Consider the following 25372-nt stretch of genomic DNA (forward strand, 5'->3'; position numbering starts at 1 on the left):
GGGGATCAGGACGGTGCCCAGGCAGGGTCGTCGCGGGCAGGGTCGTCCCGGGCACCGCGACACCGGGCGCCCCCTCGGATCAGCCCTGCGGGACCTGCGGGACATCCCTGACGAACACGATGCCGTCCCGGTCCGCCAGGTGGGCCGGGTCAAGCGGGGCGTAGCCGAACCAGGGGGATACCCGGGGCTCGGGCCGCGTACTGCCGAGGGCGGCGGCCAGCCGCGGGGCGTCGATGACGCAGCGGTCCTCCGGGAGGGCGTACAGGAGCCCTTCGACGGTGTCCGGCGGCGGCGCGTCCACTCCCTGGTGGCGGATCGTACCGAGGGCCGTGGCCAGGAAGGCGTACTGCTCACCCAGCCTGGCGTTCACCAGCGCGCCGGCGCTCCACCACTCCACCGGCCCCTCCCACGTCTGCATGGTGCTCTTCTCCCGCTGGAGATGGGCGTTGTGGGCGTGGACGAGTACCGGGCCGCGCTCGGCGAGGGCGAGGAGGTTCTCGGCCATCATCGAGTCCCGCAGCGCGCACAGCCTGGTCATCCGGGCCGGTGAGGTGTCGGCCATCCAGTAGTGGTACCGCAGCAGGCCGGTCGCGGTGCGCCCGTACAGGCACGACCGCTCCCAGTCGTCCCGGGAGGTCGCCGTGATCAGGTGCGGCGTCTGCGCTTGGAGCAGGGCCACCAGATCGTCGGCGAGCAGCCGCAGGAGCTCGGCCTCGGCCGACCACCCCACGGACTGCGACGGGTCCGTCATCGCGGCGGGATCGGTCCACCGGTCGTCGGTGCCGAGCAGGCGGTCGAGAGTTTCCCCCGTGCAGGGGATCAGATCCGCGTCCACCAGGGCCGAGAGGTAGCCGTGGAGTGCGGTGAGGGCCTTCCGGGGGCTCGCGGCGCCGGTGATCTCCAGCGGGCCGTCGAAACCGGCGAAGCGCACCCGCTCGGACGCGGGCCTGCTGTCGTTGTGGGCGCGCATCCAGCGCACGAGCTCGCGGTTGGCCGCGGAGGTGCCCCAGCCGTGGCTGAATCCGTGCGCCATGACCTCGTCGAGGGTGCCCGTGCCCGAGGTGACGTGGTCGTCCACGACCAGGCCCGCCATGCAGTCGCTCTCGATCGCGATCGTCCGGTAGCCCTCCTCCTCGACGAGCCGGCGGAAGAGCTCGTTGCGCAGGTCGAGCAGGGCGTCCTCGCCGTGGGTGGGCTCGCCCAGGGCCAGCAGCCGTGGCCGGGCAGGGAGCAGTCCCATGACGGCGGCAGCGTCGACGGCATGGACGGTGTCCTTGATGTCAGTAGCCATGCATTCAACGGTATCGTTGAACCCACGGTTGAGACTTTTCAGCGATACCGTCGGCCTCATGGGCGGAAACCTTCAAAGTAGTGAGCGCCTCAGGCCGGTTGATCTGGCGCGCGGGCACGGCCTGTCCACCCAGGCGATCAGGAACTACGAGGAGGCGGGCATCCTTCCGCCCGCCGGTCGCACACCCCACGGCTACCGCACCTACACCCCGCTACACGCGGGGGCCCTGCTCGCGTTTCTCGCCCTGGTGCCCGGCCACGGCCACCGGACGGCGACGTCGATCATGCGGGCCGTGCACCAGGGCGCGGTCGACGAGGCGTTCCGCCTCATCGACGAGAGCCACGCCCAGCTCCTCGACGACCGCCGGACCCTCCAGGCCGTGGAGGGCGCCCTCCGCGACCTGGAGCCGACCACGGCGCCCGAGCCCGGTACCGGTTCCGAGCCCGGTACCGGTACCGGTTCCGGGTCCGGGTCCGGGTCCGGGTCCGGGTCCGGGTCCGGGTCCGGGTCCGGGTCCGGGCCGGCCGCGATGTCCGGGGTCGGCGGCACGTTCATCGGGCCGCTGGCCGGGATGCTCGGAGTCCGGCCCGCGACTCTGCGCAAATGGGAACGGGCCGGACTGGTCCGCCCGCGCCGCGACCCGCGGACCGGGTACCGGGTCTACGACGAGGCCGACGTACGGGACGCCCGGCTGGCCCACCAGCTCAGGCGGGGCGGCTACCTGCTGGAGCAGATCGCCCCGCTGATCGCCCAGGTGCGGGCGGCAGGCGGCCTGGAGCCGCTGGAGGCCGCACTGGGCGACTGGCACGGCCGGCTGTCCGCCCGCGGGCGCGCGATGCTGGCCGGGGCCGCAGAGCTGGAGGCGTACCTCCGCAGGCGCGGCTGACACCTCGACCGCCGGCCGTCACCGACCGGTCCGGCTCGGCAAGCCCTCCACCGGTCCGGGTGTCCGGGCCGCACCGTCCGCTCCTGCCGGTACCCGAAGGCGGCGCAGGTCGCGGGCGCTTGGGAGGTTCGCCCGTCCACGTTCTATTGTGGCGGGCGCGGTGGCGGCGCGGTCGGGAGGCAGTGCCGCAGGGTCGGTGCGGAGCGAAGGGGTGGCTGGTGGCGGGGCGGCGGAACGACGGGGTGCTGGCGGTCTGGGCGGAGGCGCAGCGACAGCAGCAGCGCCGCGAGGAGGCCCGGTGGCGCGCCCAGGAGGCCGAGCAGCGGCGGCGCGAGCGGGAGGCGCGCGAGGCGCAGCGGGCGGCGGCCCGGGGTGAGCGGGAGGCGCTGCGGGCGTACCAGCAGTCGCGGGAGGCGGAGGCGGCCCGGCGGACGGCCGAACTGGACGGCCGGGTGGAGGAGTTGCGGGGGCTGCTGGCGGCGGGTCTGGGGCGGCCGGCGTTCAGTCCGCAGGCGCTGCTGGCGCCGCGTGCCGTGCCGTCCTTCGAGCCGGGGCGGCTCGGGGAGCCGGTGCCGATGCCCGACCAGGCGCACTACCAGGTGCCGCCGCCGGATCCGGCGCAGGCCCGCAACCCGGGGGTGTGGCAGCAGTACGAGCAGTACGTGGCGCAGGCCCGGGCCCGGTTCGAGCAGGACTGGTACGCGGCGCAGGCCGCGGAGGCGGACCGGCAGCGGCGGCTGGCCGAGTACCACGGGCAGTATCTGGAGTGGGTGGCCCAGCACCGCCGCCAGGACACCGAACGGGCGGCCGGCACCGAGGAGTTGCTGCGCCGGTTGCGGGCCGGGGAGGCGGCGGCGGTGCAGGAGTACTTCACCGCGGTGCTGTACTCCTCGGCGGCCTGGCCGGAGGGGTTCCCGCACCGGCTGGTGGCGGCCTGGGAGGCGTCGACGCGTCAGCTGGTGGTGAACTGGGAGCTGCCGGGCGCGGATGTGGTGCCGGCCGCGGCCCGGGTGCGGTACGTGAAGACGGACGACCGGGAGGCGGAGGTGGCGCGGCCGGCCACCGAGCGCAAGGCGCTGTACCGGGAGGTGCTGGCGCAGAGCGGGCTGCGGGTGGTCACGGAGCTGTTCCGGGCGGACCGGGACGGTCTGCTCGCCTCGGTGGTGCTGAACGGCTTCGTCTGCGGCATCGATCCGGCCACCGGCCGGGAGGCGGAGCGCTTCCTGTCGACGGTGACGGTGACCAGGGCGGAGTTCTCCGGCCTCGCCCTGGACCGGGTGGCGGCCGTGGAGTGCTTCCAGGGGCTGGGCGGGCGGCTGTCGGCGCGTCCGGAGCGGCTGGACGAGGTGACCCCGGACCGGCTGCCGGAGACGGTCGGCGGCAGCCTGGCCGGCCAGGGCGGGGAGGACGAGCCGGACCTGTTCGAGATGGACCCGATCGAGTTCGAGGACCTGATCGCGGAGCTGTTCCGGCTGCGCGGCTTCCGGGTGATGACCACCGCCCGCAGCGGGGACGCCGGGGTGGACGTGGTCGCCGAGGACCTCGATCCGGTCACCGGCGGACGGATCGTCATCCAGGCCAAGCGCTACCGTTCGACGGTCTCCCCCACGGCCGTGCGGGACCTCGACTCCACGGTGCGCCACCACGGCGCGATCAAGGGCATCCTGGTGACCACGGCCGGGTTCGGTCCGGGGTCGTACGACTACATCCGCAACAAGCCGCTGACCCTGGTGAGCGGTCCCGAGCTGGTCGAGCTGCTGGCGGAGCAGGGGCTGCGCGGGCGGCTGGGCGGCGGGGGCGGCGCCGACGGCGGTGGTGCGGCCGGCCGGGCGGCCCGCGCGGTGGAGGCGGCCCCGGAGCCGGCCGGCCGCCGGAGCACCGTGGAGCTGTCCTGGCGGTCCCGCACGGCCGGCGGCGACGCGGTGGAGCTGGACGTCTCGGCGTTCGTCTGCGCCTCCGGGCGGGTGCTGGACGACGAGCACTTCGTGTTCTTCAACAACCCGCAGGACCCGCACGGCGCCGTGCGGCTGCACCCGACCCGCTCGGTGCCGGGCGAGCCGGTACGGGCCGCCGGACTCACCCTGGACCTGGACCGCCTGGCGCCGGACGCGGACGAGGTGGTGATCGCGGTCTCCACCGAGGAGGAGGAGCCGCCGGCGCTGCCGCTGGGTTATGTGCACGGGCTGGCGATGCAGGCCGAGTTCGGGCCGGGTGCCTCCGGGCCGGAGCGCTGGGAGGCCTCGACGGGCGGGATGCCGGACACCGCGCTGCTGGTCGGTTCGTTCCACCGGGCCGGTACGCAGTGGTCGTTCAAGCCGTCCGGGGTGGCGGTGGCGGGCGGCCTGGCCGGGCTCGCGGTGCGCTGGGGGGTCTCGGTCGAGTAGCGGCCGGGCCCGGGGCGCCCGTCGTGGCGGGCGCCCCGGGCCGGTCCGTCAGCGCGCCGATCGCCGTACTCGCGTTCCTCGGCATTCGACGCGGCATCGCCGCCGACCCCACCGCGACCGATCGACGGAGTGAGTGCCCTGCTCGGGCCGGAACCGGGTGTTCGGTGACGTCCACGCGCCGGGACGACAAGCCGTACCGGCGGGCCCGACGCGCTGACGTCACGCCACGCCAAGGGGGTCAAAGGGCGTTCAGGCGGCCTTGAGCCGCTCCAGGAATTCCGGGACACCGTCCACCTGCCGGTAGGGCTTGAAGGCCGGCGCGAGGTCGCGCACCAGGGTGATGCACCGTTCGGCGCCGATGCGGGTGGCGAGGTCGAGGGACTCGTTGGTGACGGCGAGGGCCTGTTCGACTTCGCGGACCTTGAGGAGGTTGCGGGCCTCGTAGGTGAGGAAGATGCCGCGGGTCTTGTCGCGGGCCCGGGGCAGCAGGCTCATGCCCTCGGTGATGCGGGCGTGCGCGAGATCGGTCTGCCCGAGGTCCAGCATGCACTGGCCGGAGTCGACGGCGAGGTCGGCCGAGCTCATCCAAGCGCACCAGCCGGGGGCCGGGTCCAAGGCTGTGGCGGACAGCTCGGTCTCGGCAGCCGTCAGGTCGCGGTAGCAGTCGGAGCGTTCGCCGAGGGCGGCGTGCGCGCGTGCCCTGCGTAGGAGGAGCAGGGACCGGGCGGTGGGGTGCTCGGTGCGTGAAAGCGCGCTGCCGAGGAGGTCCACGGCGATGTTGGGCTTGCCGAGCCAGTTCGACTGGTAGGCGAAGTCGGACAGGACCCCGGCTCCGAAGTCGCGGGCGCCGGCGGCGTGGGAGCTGTGCAGGGCCGAGGTCCACAGGCGGCCGGCGGCGGAGTGGCGGCCCTGGTCGAAGCGGTACCAGCCGCACGTGGTGGCCAGGGACGCCGCCAGGACGTGCAGGCGCTTGCCGGTGGGCTCGGGGTAGCGACCGTCGGCGATCAGGTCGGTGACGGTGGCGAGGTGGGCGTCCATCAGCCGGGCGGTGTGCTGGCGCTGTTCGGTCGGCAGGGCCGTCAGCTTCGCGCTGGTGTCCTCCAGCCAGTCGACCAGCTCGGTGTCCACGCGCTTGCCGTTCAGCGCGGTGCTCAGGCGGTCCGGCTCGATCCGGGCCCACTGGGTGGCGAGGCCGGCCAGCGATACGGCGCTGAGGGTCATGAAGTTGCGGCGGTCCATCGCGGTTCTCTGGGCCTCTCGAAGTGCTTGAACGGTGTGCGCGGAGCCCAGCGGCAGCGGGATGTCGTGGCCCGGCAGCCACTCCGGCCAGCCGAACATCTCGACGTCCTCGGGCGGGACCTCGAAGGCGGCGGCGATCCAGGCCTGGGTCTCCGTGCTGGGGACCTTGCGCGAGGTCTCCCACTTGCTGACGGCGGCCTTGTCCGCGCCGGAGCGGAGCCCGTGCTTGCGGGCCGCCCGGTCCATGCGCAGGGCGAGGTCCGACTGCGACCAGCCGCGCAGGTCGCGTGCGTAGGCGAGGGGGTGCCGGATCGCGTCGTCCACGGGCCCAATTCCATCATCGACAGTGACGGTGAGCCTACTGCGAGCGAGGGCGGGACCACGCCGGGACTACAGACAACGCCTTTTCGGTGACTGTCCGTTGGGCTGTACTCGACACGCAACGACAAGTTCTCGCACGAAGAGGAAGGAGTCCGCTCGTGAAACGTCGAGCCGCCGTCATCGGTCTCGGCCACCAGGCGCTCGAAGACCACCTGCCCGGCCTGCTCGGGTCCGGCAGGGCCGAGCTGGTCGCGGTCTGTGACAGCGACCCAGACACCCTGCGGACCCGGCAGGACGCCCATCAGGTGCCCGGCTTCGCCCGCTCCGGAGACCTGCTGGACACGGTGAAGCCGGACTTCGCGATCGTCGCGGTCCCGCACCACGCGGGCCGGGCCGTAGTCCAGGAGTGTGCGGCCCGGGGCGTGCACGTGCTGAAGGAGAAGCCGTTCGCCACCTCGCTGCCCGAGGCCCGTGAGCTCGCGTCGATCTGCGAAACGGGCCGGGTGGAGCTGATGGTGACCCTCCAGCGGCGCTTCAACCCGCTCTACACCTCCGTGCCGCAGCTGCTGGACCAGATCGGCACCCCGTTCCTGATCGACGGCCAGTACACCTTCCACACCGACGACCCCGGCGGCGGCTGGCGCGGGGACGTCAGCCAGGCCGGCGGCGGCTGCATCATCGACATGGGCTACCACCTGGTCGACCTGCTGCTGTGGTACTTCGGCATGCCCACCCGGGTGCTCGCCGAGCTCTCGGCCTCCGCCGTGCCGGAGCGCGGCTACGACGCCGAGGACACCGCCGTCATCCAGCTCGGCTACGACAACGAGCTGTACGGCTCCATCCTGCTCTCGCGCTGGATGGCTCCCAAGACCGAGAAGCTGCACGTCGTCGGTACCCGAGGCTCGGTTCTGCTGACGAAGGGCCAGGTCCAGCGCCTGGCCCTGGACGGCACGGTGGTCGAGGAGCTGAATCGCCCGCAGGCCCCGGCGAGCGCGGCGAGCGCCCAGATCGACTACTTCTGCCGGGTCCTGGACGGCGAGCGCCCCAACACCTCCGGCCCCGACCAGCACCTCGCCCACGCCGCCTTCGTCGCCTCCTGCTACGAGTCGAAGAGGGCCAGGCGCTACATCGACCCGAAGGAGATGCTGTGACCAGCACCCTCGCCCTGCTCGGCGGCGAAGCCGCGGTGACCGCGACCGGTCCGCACTTCGCCTGGCCGCCGATCGACGACACCACCCGCGCCAGGGTCGCCGCCCAGCTCGACACCGCCGTCTCCATCCCCGGCCGCTCCGGCATCGTCGCCGACCTTGAGGACGCCCTGCAGGACTACTTCGGGGTCCGGCACGCGATCACCCTCAGCTCCGGCACCTCCGCCCTGCACGCCGCGTACTGGGCGGCCCACGTCAACGCCGGGGACGAGGTGATCGTCCCGGCCTGGACATTCCACGCCACCGCCTCCCCGCTGTTCCACCTGTGCGCCGTGCCGGTGCTCTGCGAGACCGGCCCGGACGGCAACATCGACCCGACCCGGGTCGAGGAGCTGATCACGCCCCGGACGCGGGCCATCATGGTCACCCACCTGTGGGGCCGACCGGCCGCCATGCCCGCGCTGCGGGCCATCGCCAAGACCCACGAGCTGGCCCTGCTGGAGGACGGCTCCCACGCCCACGGCGCCTCCCACGGTGGGCAAAAGGTCGGGACCTTCGGCCTCGCATCCGCGTTCTCCCTCAACGGGCCCAAGCCGCTGTCCGGGGGCGAGGGCGGGTTCGTCCTGACCGATGACGACGACACGTACTACCGGGTGCTGACGTTCGCGCACTACAACAAGCGGGCCAAGAGCGAGATCCCGGAGGGCCATCCGCTGGCGCGGTACGCGGTCACCGGCTCCGGCCTCAAGCTCCGCATCCACCCGCTGGCCGCCGCCCTGGCGCACGACCAGCTCGGCCGACTCGACGGCTACCTCGCCGGCCGGGCCGAGATCGCCCGCCACCTGAGCGAGCGGTTCGCCGACCTGCCCGGCCTGGACGTGACCCCGATGCCCGACGGGGTGATCCCGTCCTGGTACGGGTTGACGCTCACGTACCGGCCCGAGGAGCTCGGCGGCCTGGCCGTCGAGCGGTTCCACCAGGCACTCGTGGCGGAAGGCGCGGCCGAGTTCGACCGGCCCGGCTCCACCCGCCCGATGAACCGGCTGCCGCTGTACCGCCGGCCCGGCCCGCTGTTCCCCGGCCACCCGCACTCCCACCGCCGTTACGCGGACGGGGACTTCCCCGTCGCCGAGCGCGCCTATCGGCACACGATCAAGCTCCCGGTCTGGCATCGTGAGCAGGATCTTCCGCTGGCCGCCGACTACGTCCGGGCGGCCCGCAAGGTGATCGACCACCACAAGGAGCTTCTGTGAGTGCCTCCCTCTTCGCCACCGAACCCGACTTCGTCCCCGGCCTCCTGGCCGAGGCCGAAAACGCCGGGATCGGGCAGTTCGTCGTCGGCGCGCTGATCACCGACGAGGTCGGCCGCGTGCTGCTGCTGCGGCGCAGGCCCGAGGACTTCCTCGGCGGTTTGTGGGAGCTGCCCGGTGGCGGCGTCGAGCCGGGCGAGCACCTGGAGCAGGCTCTGAACCGGGAGGTCATGGAGGAGACCGGCCTCACCCTCACCGAGGTCACCGGCTACGTCGGCACCTTCGACTACTCCTCGGACAACGGGCAGATGACCCGGCAGTTCACCTTCGCCGTCACCGTCGAGAAGCACGAGCCGATCGTCCTCACCGAGCACGACGACTCGACCTGGGCGGACCGGAGTGACCTGCCGACCGTCAGCGACGAGACCCGAGCGCTCCTCCTCCCCTGACACCCGCGGTACGCGTAGGGCAGCGGCGCGGGCCGTGGGCAGCTCCGCAACGAGTCGTCCACGACCCGCGCTGTTGCTCAGTCGCCCGTCTGCTCGCCGCGCGGGTCACGCAAGGGCCGCAGCCCGTCCCGATGCGATCAGACAGTCGCATAACGGCCATGGAAATTGATGCACTCGTGGACCAGCGGAGACAGGGGTTCCCGAAGCTCGCGCAGATCCCGTACGACCGCTAGCGCCGCCAACCCGAGCCTCCCCGTCTTCATCCAGACCGCAGATCGGTCGGACGAGATGCGAACGATTCAGGAATCCGAAGAACAGGACGGAGCCCCGGCCGGAACGGGTACCGGCCGGGGCTCCTGCTCTGGGGTGTGAAGACAGGCTCCGGGGGGTGGGCGATACGTTTCGCCCGGGTGGGGACGGTGGCTCAGCAGCCGTTGAGGATCGAGCTGAGCGCGCTCTTCTCGGCGCTGTCCACGCTGAGGCCGTAGTAGTACTTCACCTGCACCCAGGCACGGGCGTAGGTGCAGCGGTAGGAGGTCTGCGGCAGCCAGTGGGCCGGGTCCTGGTCGCCCTTGCTGCGGTTGGAGGAGGCCGAGACGGCGATCAGCTGCGGACGGGTGAGGTCGTTGGCGAGGGCCTTGCGCTGGTCCGTGCTCCACGCCCAGGCGCCGGAGCGCCAGGCCTCGGCCAGCGGCACCAGGTGGTCGATGTCGAAGGAGGAGGCGCTGGTGGTGGTGACGTTGTCGTAGGCCGAGACCCAGTTGCCGCTGGTGGCCGAGCAGTTGCTGGCGGTCACCACGCCGCTGCCGTCGCGCTTGAGGACGGTCTCACGGGTGTCGCAGGTACCGGCGATGGTGATCCAGTGCGGGAACAGCGCCCGGTCGTAGGTGCTGTCGTGGGACTCGGCCGCCACGGAGATGGAGGCCAGGTAGGTCCGGGCGGTGGCCGCCGAGACGGGGGTGGGCAGCGCGGCCTGGGCGGAGCCGGCACCGGCGAGCAGGGTGGCCGCGGCGAGCAGCAGGGCGCCGAGGGCGGCCACCAGGGCACGGTGGAGCGGGCGTATCGCGGGCATGCGGGTACTCCAGGGTGGGATGGAGGAGGGCAGGGGGGAACCCCCGGGCTCAACGGAGCGGGCCCGGGCCGTCAACCAGCATGGCGCCGTTCGGTTTACGCGGGTAGACCTTGAAGGTGAACTTTTGACCGATGATCAGTTCGGCACGCCGGGGGAACGCGCCAGGGGCACGCCGGGGCGCACACCGGACGGACCCCGGCGCGGTGCCGGGGCCCGCCCGGTGGTGGCGCGGTCGGAACGGGTGACGGTCTGAACGGGCCGCCGGTCAGGACGGGTTGGCGGTCAGAACAGGTTGGCGGTCAGAACGGCGCAGCGGTCAGGACGGGCGGCGTTCCACCATGGCGGCGAGCACGCTGCGCCAGTCCTCCCCCGGCTCCGGGCGGAGCAGGTCGGCCAGGGCGTCGGCCCGGTAGTGCCAGGGGCGCCGCAGCTCCGGATCGGCGTCCGCCCGCAGCTCGATCACGCTGGACGAGCCGAGCAGGCGGACCAGTTCGGCCGCCAGCTCGGGCCAGGAGACGTGGCCGGTCACGGCGTTGACGATCCGGCCGGACGCCCGGCCGGTACCGTCGGCGCAGCCGGTGACGGCCCGCGCGAGGGCGGCCGAGTGCACCCAGGAGGCGCCGTACCAGTCGGGGCCGTCCGCCGCCGGGGCCGGCAGGACGAGCGGCTCGCCGGCGCTCGCGGCCTGGTACAGCGCGCCGGTGGAACCCCAGCGGAGCTGGTCGCGCAGCCGCCGGTGCGGGCCCCAGACGATCGGCGAGCGCACCACCGCGCCACGGCCGCGGCCGGCCTCGACGGCCTCCAACAGCAGTCGCTCGCAGTCGAGTTTGGCCTGTCCGTACGGGCTGACCGGCTGCTCGGCCGGGCCGCCCTCGGCCACCTCGGCCGCGGTCGGCCGGCCGTAGGCGTCGATGCTGCCGACGAACACGAAGTCGCCGCCCTGCCAGCCGTCCAGCAGCGCGCGCATGGCCGCCACGTCGGTCGCGTGCTCGGTGAAGGTGCACGCGGCGTGGATGACGGTGTCGACGCCGTCGACCGCGCGGCGCAGGCTGTCCAGGTCGGCGAGGTCCCCCTCGGCGACCTCGACGCCCTGCCGGGCCAGCAGGTGCGCCGACTCCGGCCTGGCCAGCGCACGGACCGGGCGGCCCTGGGCCAGCAGCTCCTGGAGGACGGCGGCGCCGACCCCGCCGGTGGCGCCGGTGAGCAGGACGGTGCCCGCGCGCGCCGGGCGGCGGCCCGCGTCGGACGGCCGCCCGGGGGCGGCGCGGCGCTCGGCGGCGCGGGCGTCGAGCAGGCCGGCAAGAGCGCGCGGGGTGCGCTGCTCCAGCACGTCGAGCCCGGTCAGCGGCAGCCCGGTGCGGATCCGCAGCCGCTCCGCGAGCTGGACCGCCACCAGGGAGTGGCCGCCCAGCGCGAAGAAGTCGCCGTCCGGCTGCGGGGTGGTGCCGAGCAGTTCGCCGAAGGCCGCCCGCACGGTGTCCAGCGGCTCGCTCCCGCCGGCCGGGGCGGCGCCCGCGCCGGGCAGCCGGGCCTGGTCGACCGAGCCGTCCGCCTGCCGGGGCAGGGCGTCCACCAGGGTGACGGCGGCCGGGAGGCTGCTCGCCGGGACGCGGCGGCGCAGCGCGGTGCGCAGGTCCAGGCCGCTGGGTGCGTCCGGGCCGCGGACCACGGCGTAGGCGAGCGCCGGTCCGCCCTCGGGGGTGAGGACGGCGGCCTCGGCGACCCTCGGGTCGGCGAGCAGCGCGGCGACGGCGGGGTGCTCGGCCTCCGCAACCGAGGCGGAGGCCGAGTCGGAGGTCGAGTCGGAGACGGCACCGGTGAGCCGGGCCCCGGGCAGGTCGCCGAGGCGGCGGGCCGGGTCGGCCGCGACGGCCGTGAGCAGCTCGGCGAAGCCGGTGAGCAGCCGCTGCGCGGTGGGCTCGTCGAGGGCGGCCGTGTCGTGCTGGACCAGGCAGCGGGGCTGCGGGCCCTCCTCGACCAGCAGGGCGAGGCCGAACTTGGCCAGCCCGAGGTCGATCTCGACGGCCTGGGCCGCGAGGCCGGGCAGGGCGAGCGGCTCGGCCGGCCGGATCAGGTCGCAGCTGACGGCGAGCAGCGGGTTGCCGTCCGCGTCGCGGGCGGCGGCGCCGAGCCGCTCCAGGATCAGGTCGAACGGGACGTCGTGGTGGGCCTGGGCGTCGAGCAGCGCGGCCCGGACCAGGCCCAGCACCTCGGTGAACTCCGGGTCGCCGGGGAGCTCGGCGCGGATCGGGAGGGTGTTGACGCCCAGTCCGACCAGTCGGCGCAGTTCGGGCCGGGCGCGGTGGCCGCCGGCGCAGCCGAGGGTGAGGTCGGCTTCGCCGGTGGCGGTGCGCAGGGTGGCGAAGGCCGCGGCCAGGACCACCGCGAACAGGGTGGCGCCGTGCTCCGCCCCGAGCCGCCGCAGGCCGTCGAGGGTCGCGGTGGTGAGCGGGGCGGTGTGCAGGCCGGCCTGCCGGGTGCGCGCGCCGGGTGGGACGGGCCGCAGCAGTGCCGTGCCGCGGGCGCCGGCGAGTGCGGCGGCCCGGCGGTCGGCGGCGGCGGTGAGCTCGGCGTCGCGGGCGCGCTCCCAGCGGGCGTAGTCGGCGTACTGGGTCTCGACCTCCGCCAGTCCGGCGGGCCCGCCGGTGCGGGCGGCCTGGTACAGCGCGGCGAGGTCGGCGCCGAGGACGGGCAGCGAGCCGCCGTCGACGGCGATGTGGTGCAGCGTCAGCAGCAGGGTGTGGTCCTCCGGGCCGTGCCGCAGGAGCAGAGCGCGCAGGACCGGGCCGGCGGCGAGGTCGAACGGCCGGGCCGCCTCTTCGGCCAGCAGCTCCGGTGCCTGCGCGGGTGTGGCGGGCACCACCGGGAGCGGCACCGCGGTGGTGGGGCCGACCTCCTGGTAGGGCTGGTCGTCGCGCTGCCCGTAGCGGGTGCGCAGGACGGTGTGGCGGGCGGTGAGGGCGGTCAGCGCTCCGGCGAGCGCCTCGGCGTCGAGCGGGCCGCGCAGGCGGGTGGCGAGCGGCACGTTGTAGAGGGCGCCGCCCTGGCCGAGCCGGTCCATCAGCCACATCCGCTGCTGGGCGTGCGAGAGCGGGGCCGGGCCCTCGCCCTGGAAGGCCGCCGGGCGGGCCGTCCGGTCCTGCCCGGCCCCGGCCCGGCGGCGGGCGAGCCGCAGCAGGGCGGCCTGGTCGGTGGCGGTCATCGGAGCTGCTCCCTGGAGTTCTCGGGGACGACGCTGGTGCCGTCGGCACGGTCGCCGTCGGCGGGGTCCGTACCGGGGTCCGAACCGTCCTCCGTGCCGTGGGCGGCGAGCAGGGCGCGTTCGATCAGCGCGGCCTGCCCGGCGACGGTGGGGTGGTCGAGGAAGTCGCCGAGCGGGAGCTCGACGCCGAGGTCCTCGCGCAGGTCGTCGACCACCCACATGGCCAGCAGCGAGTGGCCGCCCTCGGCGAGGAAGTCGGCCTCCGGGGATGTCACCGGGTGTTCCAGGGCCCGCGACCAGGCGGCGGCGACGACCTCCTGGATCGGGGTCAGCTCGGAGGCGGTCCCCTCCTCGGCGGGGCCGGCCTCGGCGGGCCCGTCCTCGGCCAGCGCCCGGCGGTCGACCTTCCCGGTGCCGGTCAGCGGCAGTGCGTCCAGGACGGTCCAGGCGGTGGGCACCAGGTGGGCCGGCAGCAGGTCGGCGAGGCGGCGGCGGAGCACCTCGGGCGCCAGTCGCACGCCCTCGGCCGGGACGACGTACGCGGTGAGGGCGGCGTTCTCCTGGCCGGCCCGGCGGACCACCACGGCCGCGTCGGCGACCTCGGGGTGCCGGCGCAGGGCGTGCTCGATCTCGCCGGGCTCGATCCGGAAGCCGCGGACCTTCACCTGGTCGTCGACCCGGCCGTGGAAGTCCAGGGCGCCGTCCGGGCGTTGGGCGACCAGGTCGCCGCTGCGGTAGGCCCGGCCGGCGCCGGGGAGCTCGCGGAAGTACTCCGCGGTGAGGTCCGGCCGGCCGAGGTAGCCGGTGGCCAGCCGGGCTCCCGCGATCCACAGCTCGCCCCGGGTGCCGGGCGGCACCGGGGCCTGCCGCTCGTCCAGGACGAGGACCCGGGCCCCGCCGAACGGGCGGCCGATCGGCGGCGGCCCGGCGCAGTCGGCCGGGGTGAGGCGGTGCAGGGTGGTGTAGGTGGTGGCCTCGGTCGGCCCGTAGGCGTTGACCAGCTCCAGCCAGGGGAAGGCCTTCAGGACCGCGCCCGCGTGTTCGGGCGAGAGCGCCTCGCCACCGACGATCAGGGTGCGCAGCAGGCCGAAGATCCGGGACTGGCGGGCCGCCAGGTGGTGGAAGAGCGCGGTGGTGAGGAAGGCGGTGGTGACGCCGAACCGCTCGACGTCGGCGGCGAGTTCCTCGGCGCCGGGCCGTTCGGCGGGCGAGACGGCGACGGCGGCGCCGCACACCAGCGGGGCCCACAGCTCGAAGGTCGAGGCGTCGAAGGTGGCGGGCGAGTGGAACAGCACGCGGTCGCCGGGCCGCAGCGCGATCGCGTCGGGGGCGGTGACCAGGTCGGTGATCGCGCCGTGCGGCACCTGGACGCCCTTGGGGCGGCCGGTGGAGCCGGAGGTGTAGATCACCAGGGCGGCCGCCTGCGGGCCGTTCGCGGCCGGTCCGGGCAGGCCTGGGGCGTCCTCGCCGTCGGACCCGCGGTCGGCGAGGACGAAGGTCCGCCCGTCCGGCAGGTCGGCCTCGGCGAGCAGCGCCTTGTCGCCGAGGGTGAGCCGGACCCCGGCGTCCTCGATCATCGCGTGGGTGCGCGGACGCGGATAGGCCGGGTCCAGCGACACGGTGTGGGCGCCGGCCCACCAGACGGCGAGCTGGGCGACGACGAGGCGGGTGGAGCGGGCGCAGAGCAGGCCGACGGCGCTGCCGGGGCCGATCCCGCGGGTGGTCAGCTCGGCCGCCAACTGCGCGGCGGCGGTGACGAGTTCGCGGTAGGTCAGGACGGTGGTCCCGTCGGTCACGGCGAGGGCGTGCGGGTGCTGCTCGGCCTGCCGGGCGATCAGGACGGGGACGGCGGGGAGGGCGGGGACGGCGGCGGGCTGCCCGGCCGCGGCGCCGCCCGGGGTGGGAGCGGTCATGGTGGTTCCCTTCCGGGCGCCCCGGCCGGGGCCGGGGCGCCCTGTGACGGCGTGCGGTCAGGCGGTGGCGACGACGCCGGGGCGCCGGTCCTCGACCAGCCGCCCGACGCTGCGCAGGTCGGGCTGGCGCAGCAGTTGGGCGGCGCGCAGCCGGACGCCGTACTCCTCCTCCAGGGCGGCCAGCAGCCGCGCGGCGGCGAGCGAGTTGCCGCCGGACGCCAGGAAGTTGTCCTGCGGGCCGAGCCCGGGGCGGCCGAGCAGCTCCCGGCAGAGCCGCAGCACGGTCTGCTCGGTGGGCGTCTCGCCCTCCTCCCCCGCCTCGGCGGGGCCGGCGGCCTCCTCGGCGGCGAGCAGGGCGGCGCGGTCGACCTTGCCGTTGGCGTCCAGCGGGAAGGCGTCGACCAGGCGGACGACGGTCGGCACGGCCTGCTCGGGGAGCCAGAGGCGGACCTCGGGCAGCAGGGCTGCGCCGTCCGCGAGCTCCGCGCCCGGCGCCGGCTGGACGAAGGCGACCAGGCGGACGCCGGCCGGGCCGGGCTGTGCGGCGACGGCGGCGCGGCGGACCCGGCCGTCGCGCTCGAAGGCCGCCTCGACCTCGGCGGGTTCGATCCGGACGCCGCTGACCTTCACCTGGTCGTCGAGCCGGCCGTGGAACTCCAGCACGCCGTCCGGGCGCATCACCACCCGGTCCCCGGTGCGGTAGACGCGGTCGGTCCCCTCGACGCCCGCGGGCGCGTCGACGAAGCGGCGGGCGGTGAGCTCCGGGTCCAGGTAGCCGATGGCCAGGCCGCGGCCGCCGATGCACAGTTCGCCGGCCTCCCCGCGGGGCACCGGGCGGCCGTCCTGGTCGGTGACCAGCACGACGGCGCCGGGCACCGGCAGGCCGATCGGCGGCGCGCCGGTGCCGTGGTCGGCGCCGGGGGCCATGGTGTGCACGGTGGTGGCGACGGTGGCCTCGGCCGGGCCGTAGTCGTTGTGGACGGTCGCGGTGACGTCCGGCCCGGGGGTGCGGCGCAGCCGGTCGCCGCCGATGGTGAGGTGGCGCAGCGCCAGGCCGGTCGGCCAGGGCCGGTCGAGCAGCGGCTCGGCCAGCGGGGTGGGCAGGACGGCGACGGTGATCCCGGCGGTGCGCCACCAGTCGGTGAGCGCGTTCCGGTCCCAGCGGACGGCGTCGGGGGCGACGCTCAGGGCTGCGCCGGAGGTGAGGGTGCCCCACAGCTCCATCAGGTGCGGGTCGAAGGCGACGCCGATCAGCAGGCTGTGCCGGTCCCCGGGGCCCAGGCCGGTCAGTTCGCGGTACCAGTGCAGCATCGCGCCGAGCGAGGACTCGCCGACGGCCACCGCCTTGGGGGTGCCGGTGGAGCCGGAGGTGAGCACCGCGTAGTGGGTGCCGGTGGGTGCGGCGACGGCGTCCGCCGGGGCGGGGGCGAACGCGGCGACCACGGTGGCGGCGGCGTTGGCGCCCTCGGTGGGGAGGGTCAGCGGGAGCCGGTCGGCGGCGCGGTGTGCGGGCGGCAGCAGCGCGGGGTCGCCGATCAGGCAGGTGACCCGCAGGTTGTCGGCGACGGCCTGGAGCCGACGCTCGCCGGGGCGGGGGCCGAGCGGCAGGTGGACGGCGCCGAGCCGGGCGACCGCCAGGGTGGCGGCGACCAGGGCGGCCGAGTGGTCCAGGCAGAGCCCGACCAGGTCGCCGGGGCGGACCCGGTCGCGCAGGGCGTCGGCCAGGGTGTCGGCGAGGCGGTCGAGTTCGGCGTAGCTCCAGCTGTGCGCGCCGTCGATCAGCGCGGGGGCGTCCGGGGTGCGGTGCGCCCAGGTGGTGAAGAGGTCGAGCACGGCGCCGTCCTGGTGCGGCCGGCCGTACCCGATGCTGAGGGTTTCGTGATGGTTCGTCATGTCACGTTCTCCGAAACGGTGGTGGCGGCTGCTCAGCTCAGGCCCATGGCCTGGGCGACGATCACCTTCTGGACCTCGGAGGTCCCCTCGATGATCGTCATCATCCGGACGTAGCGGTACAGGAACTCCAGCGGGTGACCGCGCACCCAGCCGGTGGCGCCGTGCACCTGGAGCGAGCGGTCGACCGCGCGGACGGCGGTCTCGGAGGCGGTGAGCTTGGCGAGCGCCGCGTTCTCGGGCGCCTCGGTGCCGTCGTCGACCAGCCGGGCGCAGGCCAACGTCAGCAGCTTGGACGCCTCCACCTCGGCCCGGGTGGTCACCAGGTGCTCCTGGACGTGCTGGTAGGCCCCGATCCGCTGGCCGAAGGCCTGCCGCTCCCGGGCGTACTCGACGCCGAGCCGCAGCGCGTACTCGGCGACGCCGTTGCACATCGCGGCGACCACCAGGCGCCCCCGGGAGAGGCTGTCCATGGCCAGGGCGGTCGCGGCGCCGACGCCCTCGGCGCCGCCGATCACCGCGTCCATCGGGACGGTGACCTGGTCGAGGGTCAGCTCGAACAGCGGCTCCCCGGACATGCCCTCGTAGCGCTGGCCGATCCGCAGGCCGGGCTGGTCCATCGGCAGGACGAACGCGGTGGCGCCGGCGGTCGGGCCGTCGCCCGTGCCGAGGTCGGTGGCGGTGACCACGAGGGCGAGGTCGGCGCGGTCGGCGTTGCTGACGAAGGTCTTGCGGCCGTTCAGCACCCAGTGGTCGCCGTCGCGGACGGCGGTGGTGGTGAGGCGGAACGCGTCCGAGCCGGCCTGCGGCTCGGTGAGGGCGAGGCAGCGGGCGGCCTCGCCGCGCACCAGCGGCACCAGGTGGCGCTCGATCTGCTCGGGGGTGCCGTGCCGCAGCAGCGGGCTGGGGCCGTCGGAGCCGGCCAGCGCGTACTGCGCCAGCGGGCAGCCGCTGCGCCCGGCGGCGTGGTGCAGCAGCACCACGGCGGTGAACGGCATGCCGGAGCCGCCGAGCTCCTCGGGGTAGTCGCCGGCGTAGAAGCCGAGCGCGGCCGAGCGCTTGCGGACGTAGGCGCGCAGGTCCGCGGGCACCTGGTCGTCGGTCTCGGGCAGGTCGGCGGCCAGCGGGACGAGCTCGCGGCGCACGAAGCTCTCGAAGGCGTCGACCAGTTCGCGGTGGTCGGCCTCCAGGACGGCGGAGGGGGCGGAGCTCATCGGGCACCTCCGGTCAGGGCGCGGGCCTGGTCGGCCAGGACGGGGTTGCGGAACAGTGTGCGCAGCGCCGGGCGGCTGCCCAGCCGCGGCTCCAGCCAGGCCGCCAGCTGCGCGGCGAGCAGGGAGTGCCCGCCGACCTCGAAGAAGTGCGAGTCGGCGGTGAACCGGTCGTGGCCGAGCACCTCCCGCCAGGCCTCGGCGACGAGCTCCTGGCCGGCGTCGGCGAAGGCCTGGGCCTGCGGGGTGTCGCGCTCGGCGGCGGCGGGCGCCTCGGCGGCGAGCCGGGCCAGGGCGACCCGGTCGGGCTTGCCGCCGGGCAGGACCGGCATGGTGTCGAGGGCGGTCCAGCCGGCCGGGACGAGCCCGCCGGGCAGCCGCAGCGCCAGGGCGGCGTGCAGGGCGGCCTGGTCGGGCTGCCCGGCGCCCTCCAGGAAGCCGACCAGGCGGGGGCCGCCGGCCGGGTCCTGGTGCAGCACGACCGCGCAGAAGCGGCCGCCGAGCTCGGCGCTGGCCGCGGCCTCGATCTCCTCCAGCTCGATCCGGTACCCGCGGAGCTTGACCTGGTTGTCCTGGCGCCCGAGGAACCAGAGCCGGCCCCGCAGGTCGCGGTAGCCGCGGTCGCCGGTGCGGTACACCCGCTCGCCGCCGAGGGCGGGGACGGTGACGAACCGGGCGGCGGTGGTCTCGGGGTGGCCGAGGTAGCCCTCGGCGAGCGCGCCGCCGCCGACCACGAGTTCGCCGACGCCGCCGTCCGGCAGCGGCCGCAGGCCCTCGTCCAGGACGTGGACCCGCACGCCGGGCAGCTCCAGGCCGAGCGGGATCTCGGCGTCCTCGGCGAGGTCGGCCGCGGTGACCTCGTGCACGGTGGAGGTGACGGTGGCCTCGGTGACGCCGTAGGCGTTCAGCACCGTGGCGGTGGTGTCGTCGGTGAGGCCGCTCAGGGCGCGGGCGGGCAGCCGCTCGCCGCCGAGCACGAGCAGCCGGGGGGACCACCGGCCGTCCCGCAGCGCCTCCCGCAGGTCCTCGCGGACCGCCAGGAAGTAGCTGGTCGGCAGGTTGGCGACGGTGACCCCGCGGGCGGCCAGCACCGCCACCAGCTCGGGGCCGGTGGGCACCTCGCGCTGCGGCACCACCAGGGCGGCGCCGGCGGCGAGCGAGGGCAGCACCTCCTCCAGCGCCACGTCGAAGGACGGCCGGGCGAACAGCAGGACCCGGTCGGCGGGGGTCAGCGCGTACCGGTCGGCGAGCGCCGCGACGTAGCGGGCCAGCGCGGTCCGGCCGACCAGCACCGGCTTGGGCACCCCGGTCGAGCCGGAGGTGTGGATCACGTACGCGGCGCCGTCCAGCAGCGCGGCGGGCTCCGCCTTGGGGAACGCCGGGCCGTCCAGCAGCGCCGGGGTGACGCCCTCGGCGGGCAGCGCCGTGGCGCTCTGCCGGGTGGCCAGTACCAGGGCCGGGTTCAGACGCTCCAGCAGCAGGCCGAGCCGGGCCGCCGGGTCCTCGGCGGACAGCGGGGCGTACACCGCGCCGAGGCGCAGGCAGGCGAGCAGCGCGACGACGCTGTCCACCCCGCGCGGCAGGACGGCGGCGACCGGCACGCCCGCGGTCACGCCCGCGGCGCGCAGCCGCTCGGCGAGGGCGCCGACCCGGCGGTCGAGGTCTCCGTAGGTGAGCCGCTCGGAGCCGGCGATCACGGCGAGGGAGGCCGGGTCGTGGGCGGCGGCCGGGTCGAGGGCGGCCTCCTCCCGCACGGCGGCGGGGTCGAGGGCGGCGGGGGCCGGCGCGGGCTCGGCCGGGGCCAGCTCGGCGAGGGCCGTCCCGGGCCGGTCCAGGTAGCAGCGCAGCAGCTCCAGCAGGCGCTCGGCCAGCAGCCCGGCGACCTCGGCGCCGAACAGGTCCGTGTCGTAGTCCCAGACCAGGGTCATCCCGGCGGCGCCGTGCTTCTCGCCGACCACGCGGCGGTCGTCCGGCAGCAGCACGAGGTCCAGGTCGAAGCGGGTGGTGCCGGTGTTGAAGCCCTCGTACAGGGAGATCTCCAGGTCCGGTGCCTGGAGGTCCGGCAGCGCCGCGTCGTGCGCGCTGAACATCACGCTGAACAGCGGGTTGTCCGCGCCCGTGGTGTGCAGCCCGAGGGCGCGGGTCAACTCCTGGACGGGCACGTCCTGGTGGGGCAGGGCGCGGATCAGGACGTCGGTCGCCTCGTCCACCGCGTCGGTGCCGGAGGCGGCCGGGTCCAGCCGCAGCCGCAGCGGCACGGTGTTGACGAACATGCCGAGGGTGCCCTCGAAGCCGAGCGGGCGGTTGCCGACGGCGGTGCCGATGACCAGCTCGCGGTGGCCGCTGTGCCGGCGCAGCAGCTCGGCGAAGAGGGTGAGCAGGGTGCTGAACGGCGTGTGGCCGTCCTGTCGGCCGCGCTCGCGCAGCCGCTCGGCCAGGTCGGCGCCGATCGACTGCCGCAGCTGTCCGCCCCGGTGGCGGCGGACCGCCCCCGGCTGGGCGAGCCCGGGCAGGCTCAGGTCGAGCGGGGCGTTCGCCAGCTCCTGCTGCCAGAAGTCCAGGCTGCGTTCGCGGGCCTCGGTCCGGGAGCCGTCGGTGTCGAGCCGGACGTGCTCCTCGTAGGAGCGGGCCTCGGGCAGGACGGCCGGCTCGCCGAGGACGTGCGCGCGGTAGACCGTGAAGAGGTCGCGCAGCAGGATCGCGAACGAGTGGCCGTCGTGGATCAGGTGGTGCTCGACGTGGATCAGCCGGTGGTGGTCGTCGGCGAGCCGGACGAGGTGCCAGCGCAGCAGCGGCGCCTGCGTGGTGTCGAGCGGTTCGGCGGCCTCGGCGGCGAGCAGCGCGCGGAAGGCCTCCTCGGGGTCGGCCTCGCCGGAGAGGTCGCCGATGCGCAGGCGCGGTTCGGCGTCGACGGCGACCCGCTGGCCGGGCACGCCCTCCGGGCGGGCGACCAGCTCCAGGCGCAGGCCGGGGTGGTGGGCGATCACGCCCGCCAGGCCGGCGCGCAGGGCGTCGGTGTCGAGCGGGCCCCACAGGTCGAGGGCGGCGGTGAAGTTGTAGGCGCGGCTGCCGGGGAGCATCTGCTCGTGCAGCCAGACGATCTCCTGCGAGGAGGAGAGAGCGAACATGGACGGTTCCCTTGCGGTGGGCGGGCGGGTGGTTCGGTCAGGCGGTGGGGCGGGCCTGGTGGGCACGCCCCGGGCCGGGGCGGGCGCCGGGGGTGGTGGCGCGGACGCCGGTGGTTCGGGTGGTTCGGGTGGTTCGGGGTGGCGCGGTGGCGCGGTGGTGCAGGTGGGTGGTTCGGTGGCGCCGGGTGGCGCGGTGGTCCGGGTCCGCTCAGCGGGCCGGACGCAGGTGGTGGCTCAGGGTGGTCAGCAGCAGCGCGAACGCGGCCTCGGCGGCGTCGTCCGGGCAGCGGTCGCGGTCCCAGGCGAGGCGGACCAGCAGGTCCTCGCCGTGCGAGGCGGAGACGGCCAGCGGCGCGCCGAGCGGGCGCCCGGCCAGGTGGGTCTCCCGGCCCTCCGTGCCGTCGAGGACCAGCGGCGGGCGGCGCTGCAGGTCCTCGAAGGTCAGCAGGCCGTCCGGCTCGCCCGACCACTGCGCCCCGGCGGACCGGGCGGCGCGGACCAGCTCGTCGAAGGGGGTGTCGGCGTGGTCCAGGTCGTCCCACCAGGCGTCGCCGAGCTCGTCCAGGCTCCGGGGCGGGCCGGCCGCGGCCGGGTGGACCAGGGTGTTGAGGAAGCAGCCGAGGACCGGTGGCGCGCCGGGCGGGCGGCCGCCCCACGGGTAGCCGAGCGCGAGGGTCCGGTCGGTGCCGAGCAGTCGGTGCGCGGCGGCCGAGACGGCGTCCAGCAGGGCGGGGAAGACCGCGCCGCGCGCCGCCCCGGTGGCGGCGGGCAGCCGCTCGCTGAGCATGCCGGTGGGCTGCGGGGGCGCGCCCCGGCCCCTTCGGCCGGTCGCCGCCGTCCCGCCCGGTCCGCCGAGACCGCCCAGCCGGGCGGCCCAGTGCGCCTGGGCGGCGGCGTTGGCGGCGGCGGCCTCGGCCGCCAGCTGGAGCTCGACCGCCTCCCGGTACCCGGCCGAGCCGTCGGCGGCCGGGTCCCCGGCGGACCGCTCGTCCTGGGCGTAGGCCTCGGTGAGTTCGGCGGTGACGATGCCGAGCGACTGCTCGTCACAGGCGGCGTGGTCCAGCGCGAGGGCCAGCAGCTCCTCGTCGCCGTCCGGGTCGGCCGCCAGCAGCAGGCGCAGCGCGGGCCCGTCGGCCGGCCAGTCGAGCAGGGCGCGCAGCAGGGCTCCGCGGGCCGTGTCGGCGGGGCCGACCGGAGCGAGGGCCACCTCGACGGACGGGTCGCCGAGCTGTAGGACGGGGGTGCCGCGGACGGTCCCGAAGCGGCCGCGCAGGGCCGGGTGGCCACCGGCCAGCCGGACCGCGGCGCGGTGCAGCCGCGGCAGGTCCACCGTGCCGCGCGGGAAGGCGAAGAACAGCGGTACGACGTCCGGGCGGTGCTGCGGGTCCAACTGGCGGGAGATCAGGAAGCGGCGCTGGGCTCCGGTGAGCGGGAGCAGGTTCGGGGGTCCGTCGGCGGCGGCGACGGACCGGTACCGGGCGAGGTACGCGGCGGTGATGCTCGGGGGCACGGACGGGTCTCCGTTCGCGGTGTCACGGTTCAGGGCATGGCGGTTCAGGGCATGGCGGTTCAGGGCATGGCGGTTCGGGGCGCGGCGGTTCGGGGCGCGGCGGTTCACCGGGCCGGCCGGGCGGTCCGGGCGGTCGGGGTGCGGGGGTCAGGAGACGGGTCTGGCCTCGGCGGCCTGGTCCCGGTCCTCGTCCTGGTCCCGGTCCTGGTCGTCGACGGGCAGCTCCCGCAGGCCGCGCAGCGGCGAGAACACCAGCCGCAGCGGCACCAGCACGAAGCCGACGGCGCAGACCCAGAGGGCGGCACGCGGTCCGGCGACATCGGCCAGCGCGCCGCCCACCAGGGCGCCGAGCGGCAGGGTGCCCCAGACCAGGAAGCGCATGGTGGCGTTCATCCGGCCGAGCAGTTCGGGCGGGCAGACGGTCTGGCGGAAGCTCACCTGGGCGACGTTGTACGCCACCGCGCCGAACAGCACCACGGCCGAGCCGATCCCGAACAGCACGACCCCGGCACCGCGACCGGACAGCGGCCAGAGCATCGCGAAGGGTGCCGAGACCGCCGCGGACAGCCAGATCAGCCGGGCCTGGCCGACCCAGCGGGCCAGCGGGCCCGCACACAGCGCCCCGGCCAGGCCGCCGACGGCCGAGACCGACAGCAGGACGCCGATCGCGGCGGGTGACAGCTCCAGCGTCCGGACCCAGAAGACGGTCTGGACGGCCATCAGGATGGCGGAGAAGAAGTTGGACAGCCCGGTGGCGGTGGCGATCACCCGCAGCAACGGGTGGCGCAGCACGTACCGGACGCCCTCGGCGACCTCCGTCCGCAGCGCGCGCCCGGGCTCCGACCGGGGCTCGGGCTCCTCGACCCGGATACCCGTCAGCAGCACCACCGAGACCAGGTAGCCGATCGCGTCCGCGACGATCGCCAGGGGCGCGCCGAGCAGCTGGACCAGCCCGCCGCCCAGCCCCGGACCGGCGATCTGGGCACTGGACCGCACGGTCTCCAACGCGCCGTTGCCTCCGACCAGCTGCTCGCGCGGGAGCAGCTGCGGCAGGAAGGACTGGTGGGCCACGTCGAAGAAGACCGTCGCCACCCCGACGACCAGGGCCACCAGGTAGAGCTGGACCATCGTCAGCACGCCCAGCGCGGCGGCCGGCGGGATCGAGGCGACCGCGAGGCAGCGCACCACGTCCGCGCGAATCAGTACCGGCCGCTTGCGCATCCGGTCCAGCCAGGCGCCCGCGGGCAGCCCGACCAGGAGGAAGGCCGCGGTCTCGGCGGCCGTCAGCAGACCGACCTGGAAGGGCGTGGCGTCCAGCTCGAGGACGGCGACCAGGGGCAGCGCGACCAGGGTCACCTGGTTGCCGACCTGGGCGGCGGCGGCCCCCGAAAGGAGGAGTCGGAAGTCACGGTGGCCCAGCAGGCGGTCGGCGGCCGGGCGAGGGGTTTCGTTCATCAGTACGACTCTCGGTGACGACTTCGACACCGGGCAAGCGGTACGACCGTTTCCGGACTTCCCCGGGGGTGGCTGGATTCAACCACCCTCCCTGGCCACTTAACCCCCCTTCACCTGCGCCGGACCGGCTCGGGAGCCGGTCCGGCGGCCCCACCAGCACCGTCGTGACCAAGCGGTGAACCCGGTCACACGCGTACGACCCTGTCCGGTATCCGGACACTTATCTCCATCTCACCGGACGGCCGGATTCAACATGGCCGGATCCCGTGAAGTGCTGATGACCCGTCACTCGGCCATCACACCGGTGTGATAGAAGGCCGTACCGGATCGTGGGGACCTGTCGATTCGTCATTTTCCCTTCGCCTCGCCGGACTTGTGCGCCGCCACGGCGGCCCTCACCGACGTATCGGAGCCGGCCGTCCGGGGCCCGTAACGCAAACCGCCCCGCCCGGCGGTGGCCGGGCGGGGCGGTGAGCGGACGGAACGAGGTCAGGCGGCCGAACTGCCGCTGTCGGCGCCCTGGGTGACGGGCTTGGCGGGGGTGGTGGAGCGGCCGCCGCCGAAGAGCCCGAGGAACACCACCAGCGTCGGCACCAGATACAGCGCCCAGACCACCAGCTGCAGCACCGTCGGATCCGGCTGGAAGTTGAACACGCCCTTCAGCAGCGTCCCGTACCAGCTGTCCTTGGGCACCGCCGCGCTGACGTCGAACGCCACGTCGTGCAGGCCCCCGATCCAGCCCGCCTCCTGCAGATCGTGCACACCGTAGGCCAGCACCCCCGCCGCGACCACCACCAGCATCGCCCCCGTCCAGGTGAAGAACCGCGCCAGATCGATGCGCACCGCACCCCGGTAGAACAGCCAGCCCAGCACCCCCGACGTCAGCAGCCCCAGCGCCGCACCCGCCACCGGGCTGTAACCGTCGTCGGTGGCCTGCACCGCCGACCAGATGAACAGCGCCGTCTCCAGCCCCTCCCGGCCCACCGCCAGGAACGACGTCACCACCAGCGCCACCGACCCCAT

Annotated in this window: 16 protein-coding genes; 5 read left to right on the top strand and 11 right to left on the bottom strand. The window is 75.2% G+C overall.

The features are described 5' to 3' along the window. Positions 1-79: 79 nt before the first annotated feature. Positions 80-1291: an erythromycin esterase family protein gene (locus ACGFZP_RS25115; RefSeq protein WP_392936951.1), complete on the bottom strand. Its 1212-nt coding sequence runs from the start codon at positions 1289-1291 to the stop codon at positions 80-82. Positions 1292-1349: 58 nt separating this feature from the next. Here ACGFZP_RS25115 and ACGFZP_RS25120 point away from each other — a divergent pair, with 58 nt between their 5' ends. After that, positions 1350-2177, top strand: a complete 828-nt coding sequence (locus ACGFZP_RS25120) for a TioE family transcriptional regulator (protein ID WP_392936953.1) — start codon at positions 1350-1352, stop codon at positions 2175-2177. A 218-nt stretch (positions 2178-2395) separates the two neighbouring features. Continuing rightward, positions 2396-4561, top strand: coding sequence for a restriction endonuclease (locus ACGFZP_RS25125; protein WP_392936954.1), 2166 nt, complete (start codon positions 2396-2398; stop codon positions 4559-4561). A gap of 249 nt (positions 4562-4810) precedes the next feature. Here the strand turns inward: ACGFZP_RS25125 and ACGFZP_RS25130 are convergent, their stop codons facing one another. After that, a complete protein-coding gene (locus tag ACGFZP_RS25130) occupies positions 4811-6124 on the bottom strand; it encodes a helix-turn-helix transcriptional regulator (protein WP_392936956.1) in 1314 nt (437 codons plus the stop codon). Positions 6125-6279: 155 nt separating this feature from the next. Between ACGFZP_RS25130 and ACGFZP_RS25135 the strand changes: the two genes are divergently transcribed. From ACGFZP_RS25135 to ACGFZP_RS25145, 3 genes are read left to right on the top strand one after another with little or no spacing between them, the layout of a single operon-like run. Beyond that, a complete protein-coding gene (locus ACGFZP_RS25135; protein ID WP_392936959.1) occupies positions 6280-7272 on the top strand; it encodes a Gfo/Idh/MocA family protein in 993 nt (330 codons plus the stop codon). After that, entirely contained in the window at positions 7269-8522 is a 1254-nt protein-coding gene (locus ACGFZP_RS25140) for a DegT/DnrJ/EryC1/StrS family aminotransferase (protein ID WP_392936961.1), read from the top strand. Before ACGFZP_RS25135 ends, ACGFZP_RS25140 begins: the two co-directional genes overlap by 4 nt. Beyond that, positions 8519-8968 (top strand): NUDIX hydrolase, encoded by a 450-nt coding sequence (locus ACGFZP_RS25145; protein WP_392936963.1) that lies wholly within the window; start codon positions 8519-8521, stop codon positions 8966-8968. The genes ACGFZP_RS25140 and ACGFZP_RS25145 overlap by 4 nt, the downstream gene beginning before the upstream one ends. A gap of 424 nt (positions 8969-9392) precedes the next feature. On the opposite strand, the gene ACGFZP_RS25150 is transcribed toward ACGFZP_RS25145, so the two are convergent. From ACGFZP_RS25150 to ACGFZP_RS25190, 9 genes are all read right to left on the bottom strand, one after another. Then, positions 9393-10040 (bottom strand): HNH endonuclease family protein, encoded by a 648-nt coding sequence (locus ACGFZP_RS25150; protein ID WP_392936965.1) that lies wholly within the window; start codon positions 10038-10040, stop codon positions 9393-9395. A 316-nt stretch (positions 10041-10356) separates the two neighbouring features. Continuing rightward, entirely contained in the window at positions 10357-13242 is a 2886-nt protein-coding gene (locus tag ACGFZP_RS25155; RefSeq protein WP_392936967.1) for a condensation domain-containing protein, read from the bottom strand. After that, positions 13239-15155 (bottom strand): amino acid adenylation domain-containing protein, encoded by a 1917-nt coding sequence (locus ACGFZP_RS25160; RefSeq protein ID WP_392936969.1) that lies wholly within the window; start codon positions 15153-15155, stop codon positions 13239-13241. The genes ACGFZP_RS25155 and ACGFZP_RS25160 overlap by 4 nt, the downstream gene beginning before the upstream one ends. A 57-nt stretch (positions 15156-15212) precedes the next feature. Beyond that, the gene (locus tag ACGFZP_RS25165; RefSeq protein WP_392936970.1) at positions 15213-17048 is read right to left on the bottom strand and encodes an amino acid adenylation domain-containing protein; all 1836 of its coding nucleotides are present in this window, start codon (positions 17046-17048) and stop codon (positions 15213-15215) included. A 32-nt stretch (positions 17049-17080) separates the two neighbouring features. Further along, positions 17081-18259, bottom strand: a complete 1179-nt coding sequence (locus ACGFZP_RS25170) for an acyl-CoA dehydrogenase family protein (protein ID WP_392936972.1) — start codon at positions 18257-18259, stop codon at positions 17081-17083. Further along, positions 18256-21384, bottom strand: a complete 3129-nt coding sequence (locus ACGFZP_RS25175; protein WP_392936974.1) for an amino acid adenylation domain-containing protein — start codon at positions 21382-21384, stop codon at positions 18256-18258. Before ACGFZP_RS25175 ends, ACGFZP_RS25170 begins: the two co-directional genes overlap by 4 nt. A gap of 208 nt (positions 21385-21592) precedes the next feature. Further along, positions 21593-22894, bottom strand: a complete 1302-nt coding sequence (locus tag ACGFZP_RS25180; protein ID WP_392936976.1) for a non-ribosomal peptide synthetase — start codon at positions 22892-22894, stop codon at positions 21593-21595. 147 nt (positions 22895-23041) lie between these two features. Continuing rightward, positions 23042-24349, bottom strand: coding sequence for an MFS transporter (locus ACGFZP_RS25185; protein ID WP_392936978.1), 1308 nt, complete (start codon positions 24347-24349; stop codon positions 23042-23044). Positions 24350-24838: 489 nt separating this feature from the next. Further along, positions 24839-25372: FTR1 family protein (locus tag ACGFZP_RS25190; RefSeq protein WP_392936980.1), on the bottom strand; the 534-nt coding region annotated here is incomplete at its 5' end.

The sequence above is a fragment of the Kitasatospora sp. NPDC048239 genome (assembly GCF_043202015.1).
Taxonomy (GTDB): Bacteria; Actinomycetota; Actinomycetes; order Streptomycetales; family Streptomycetaceae; genus Kitasatospora.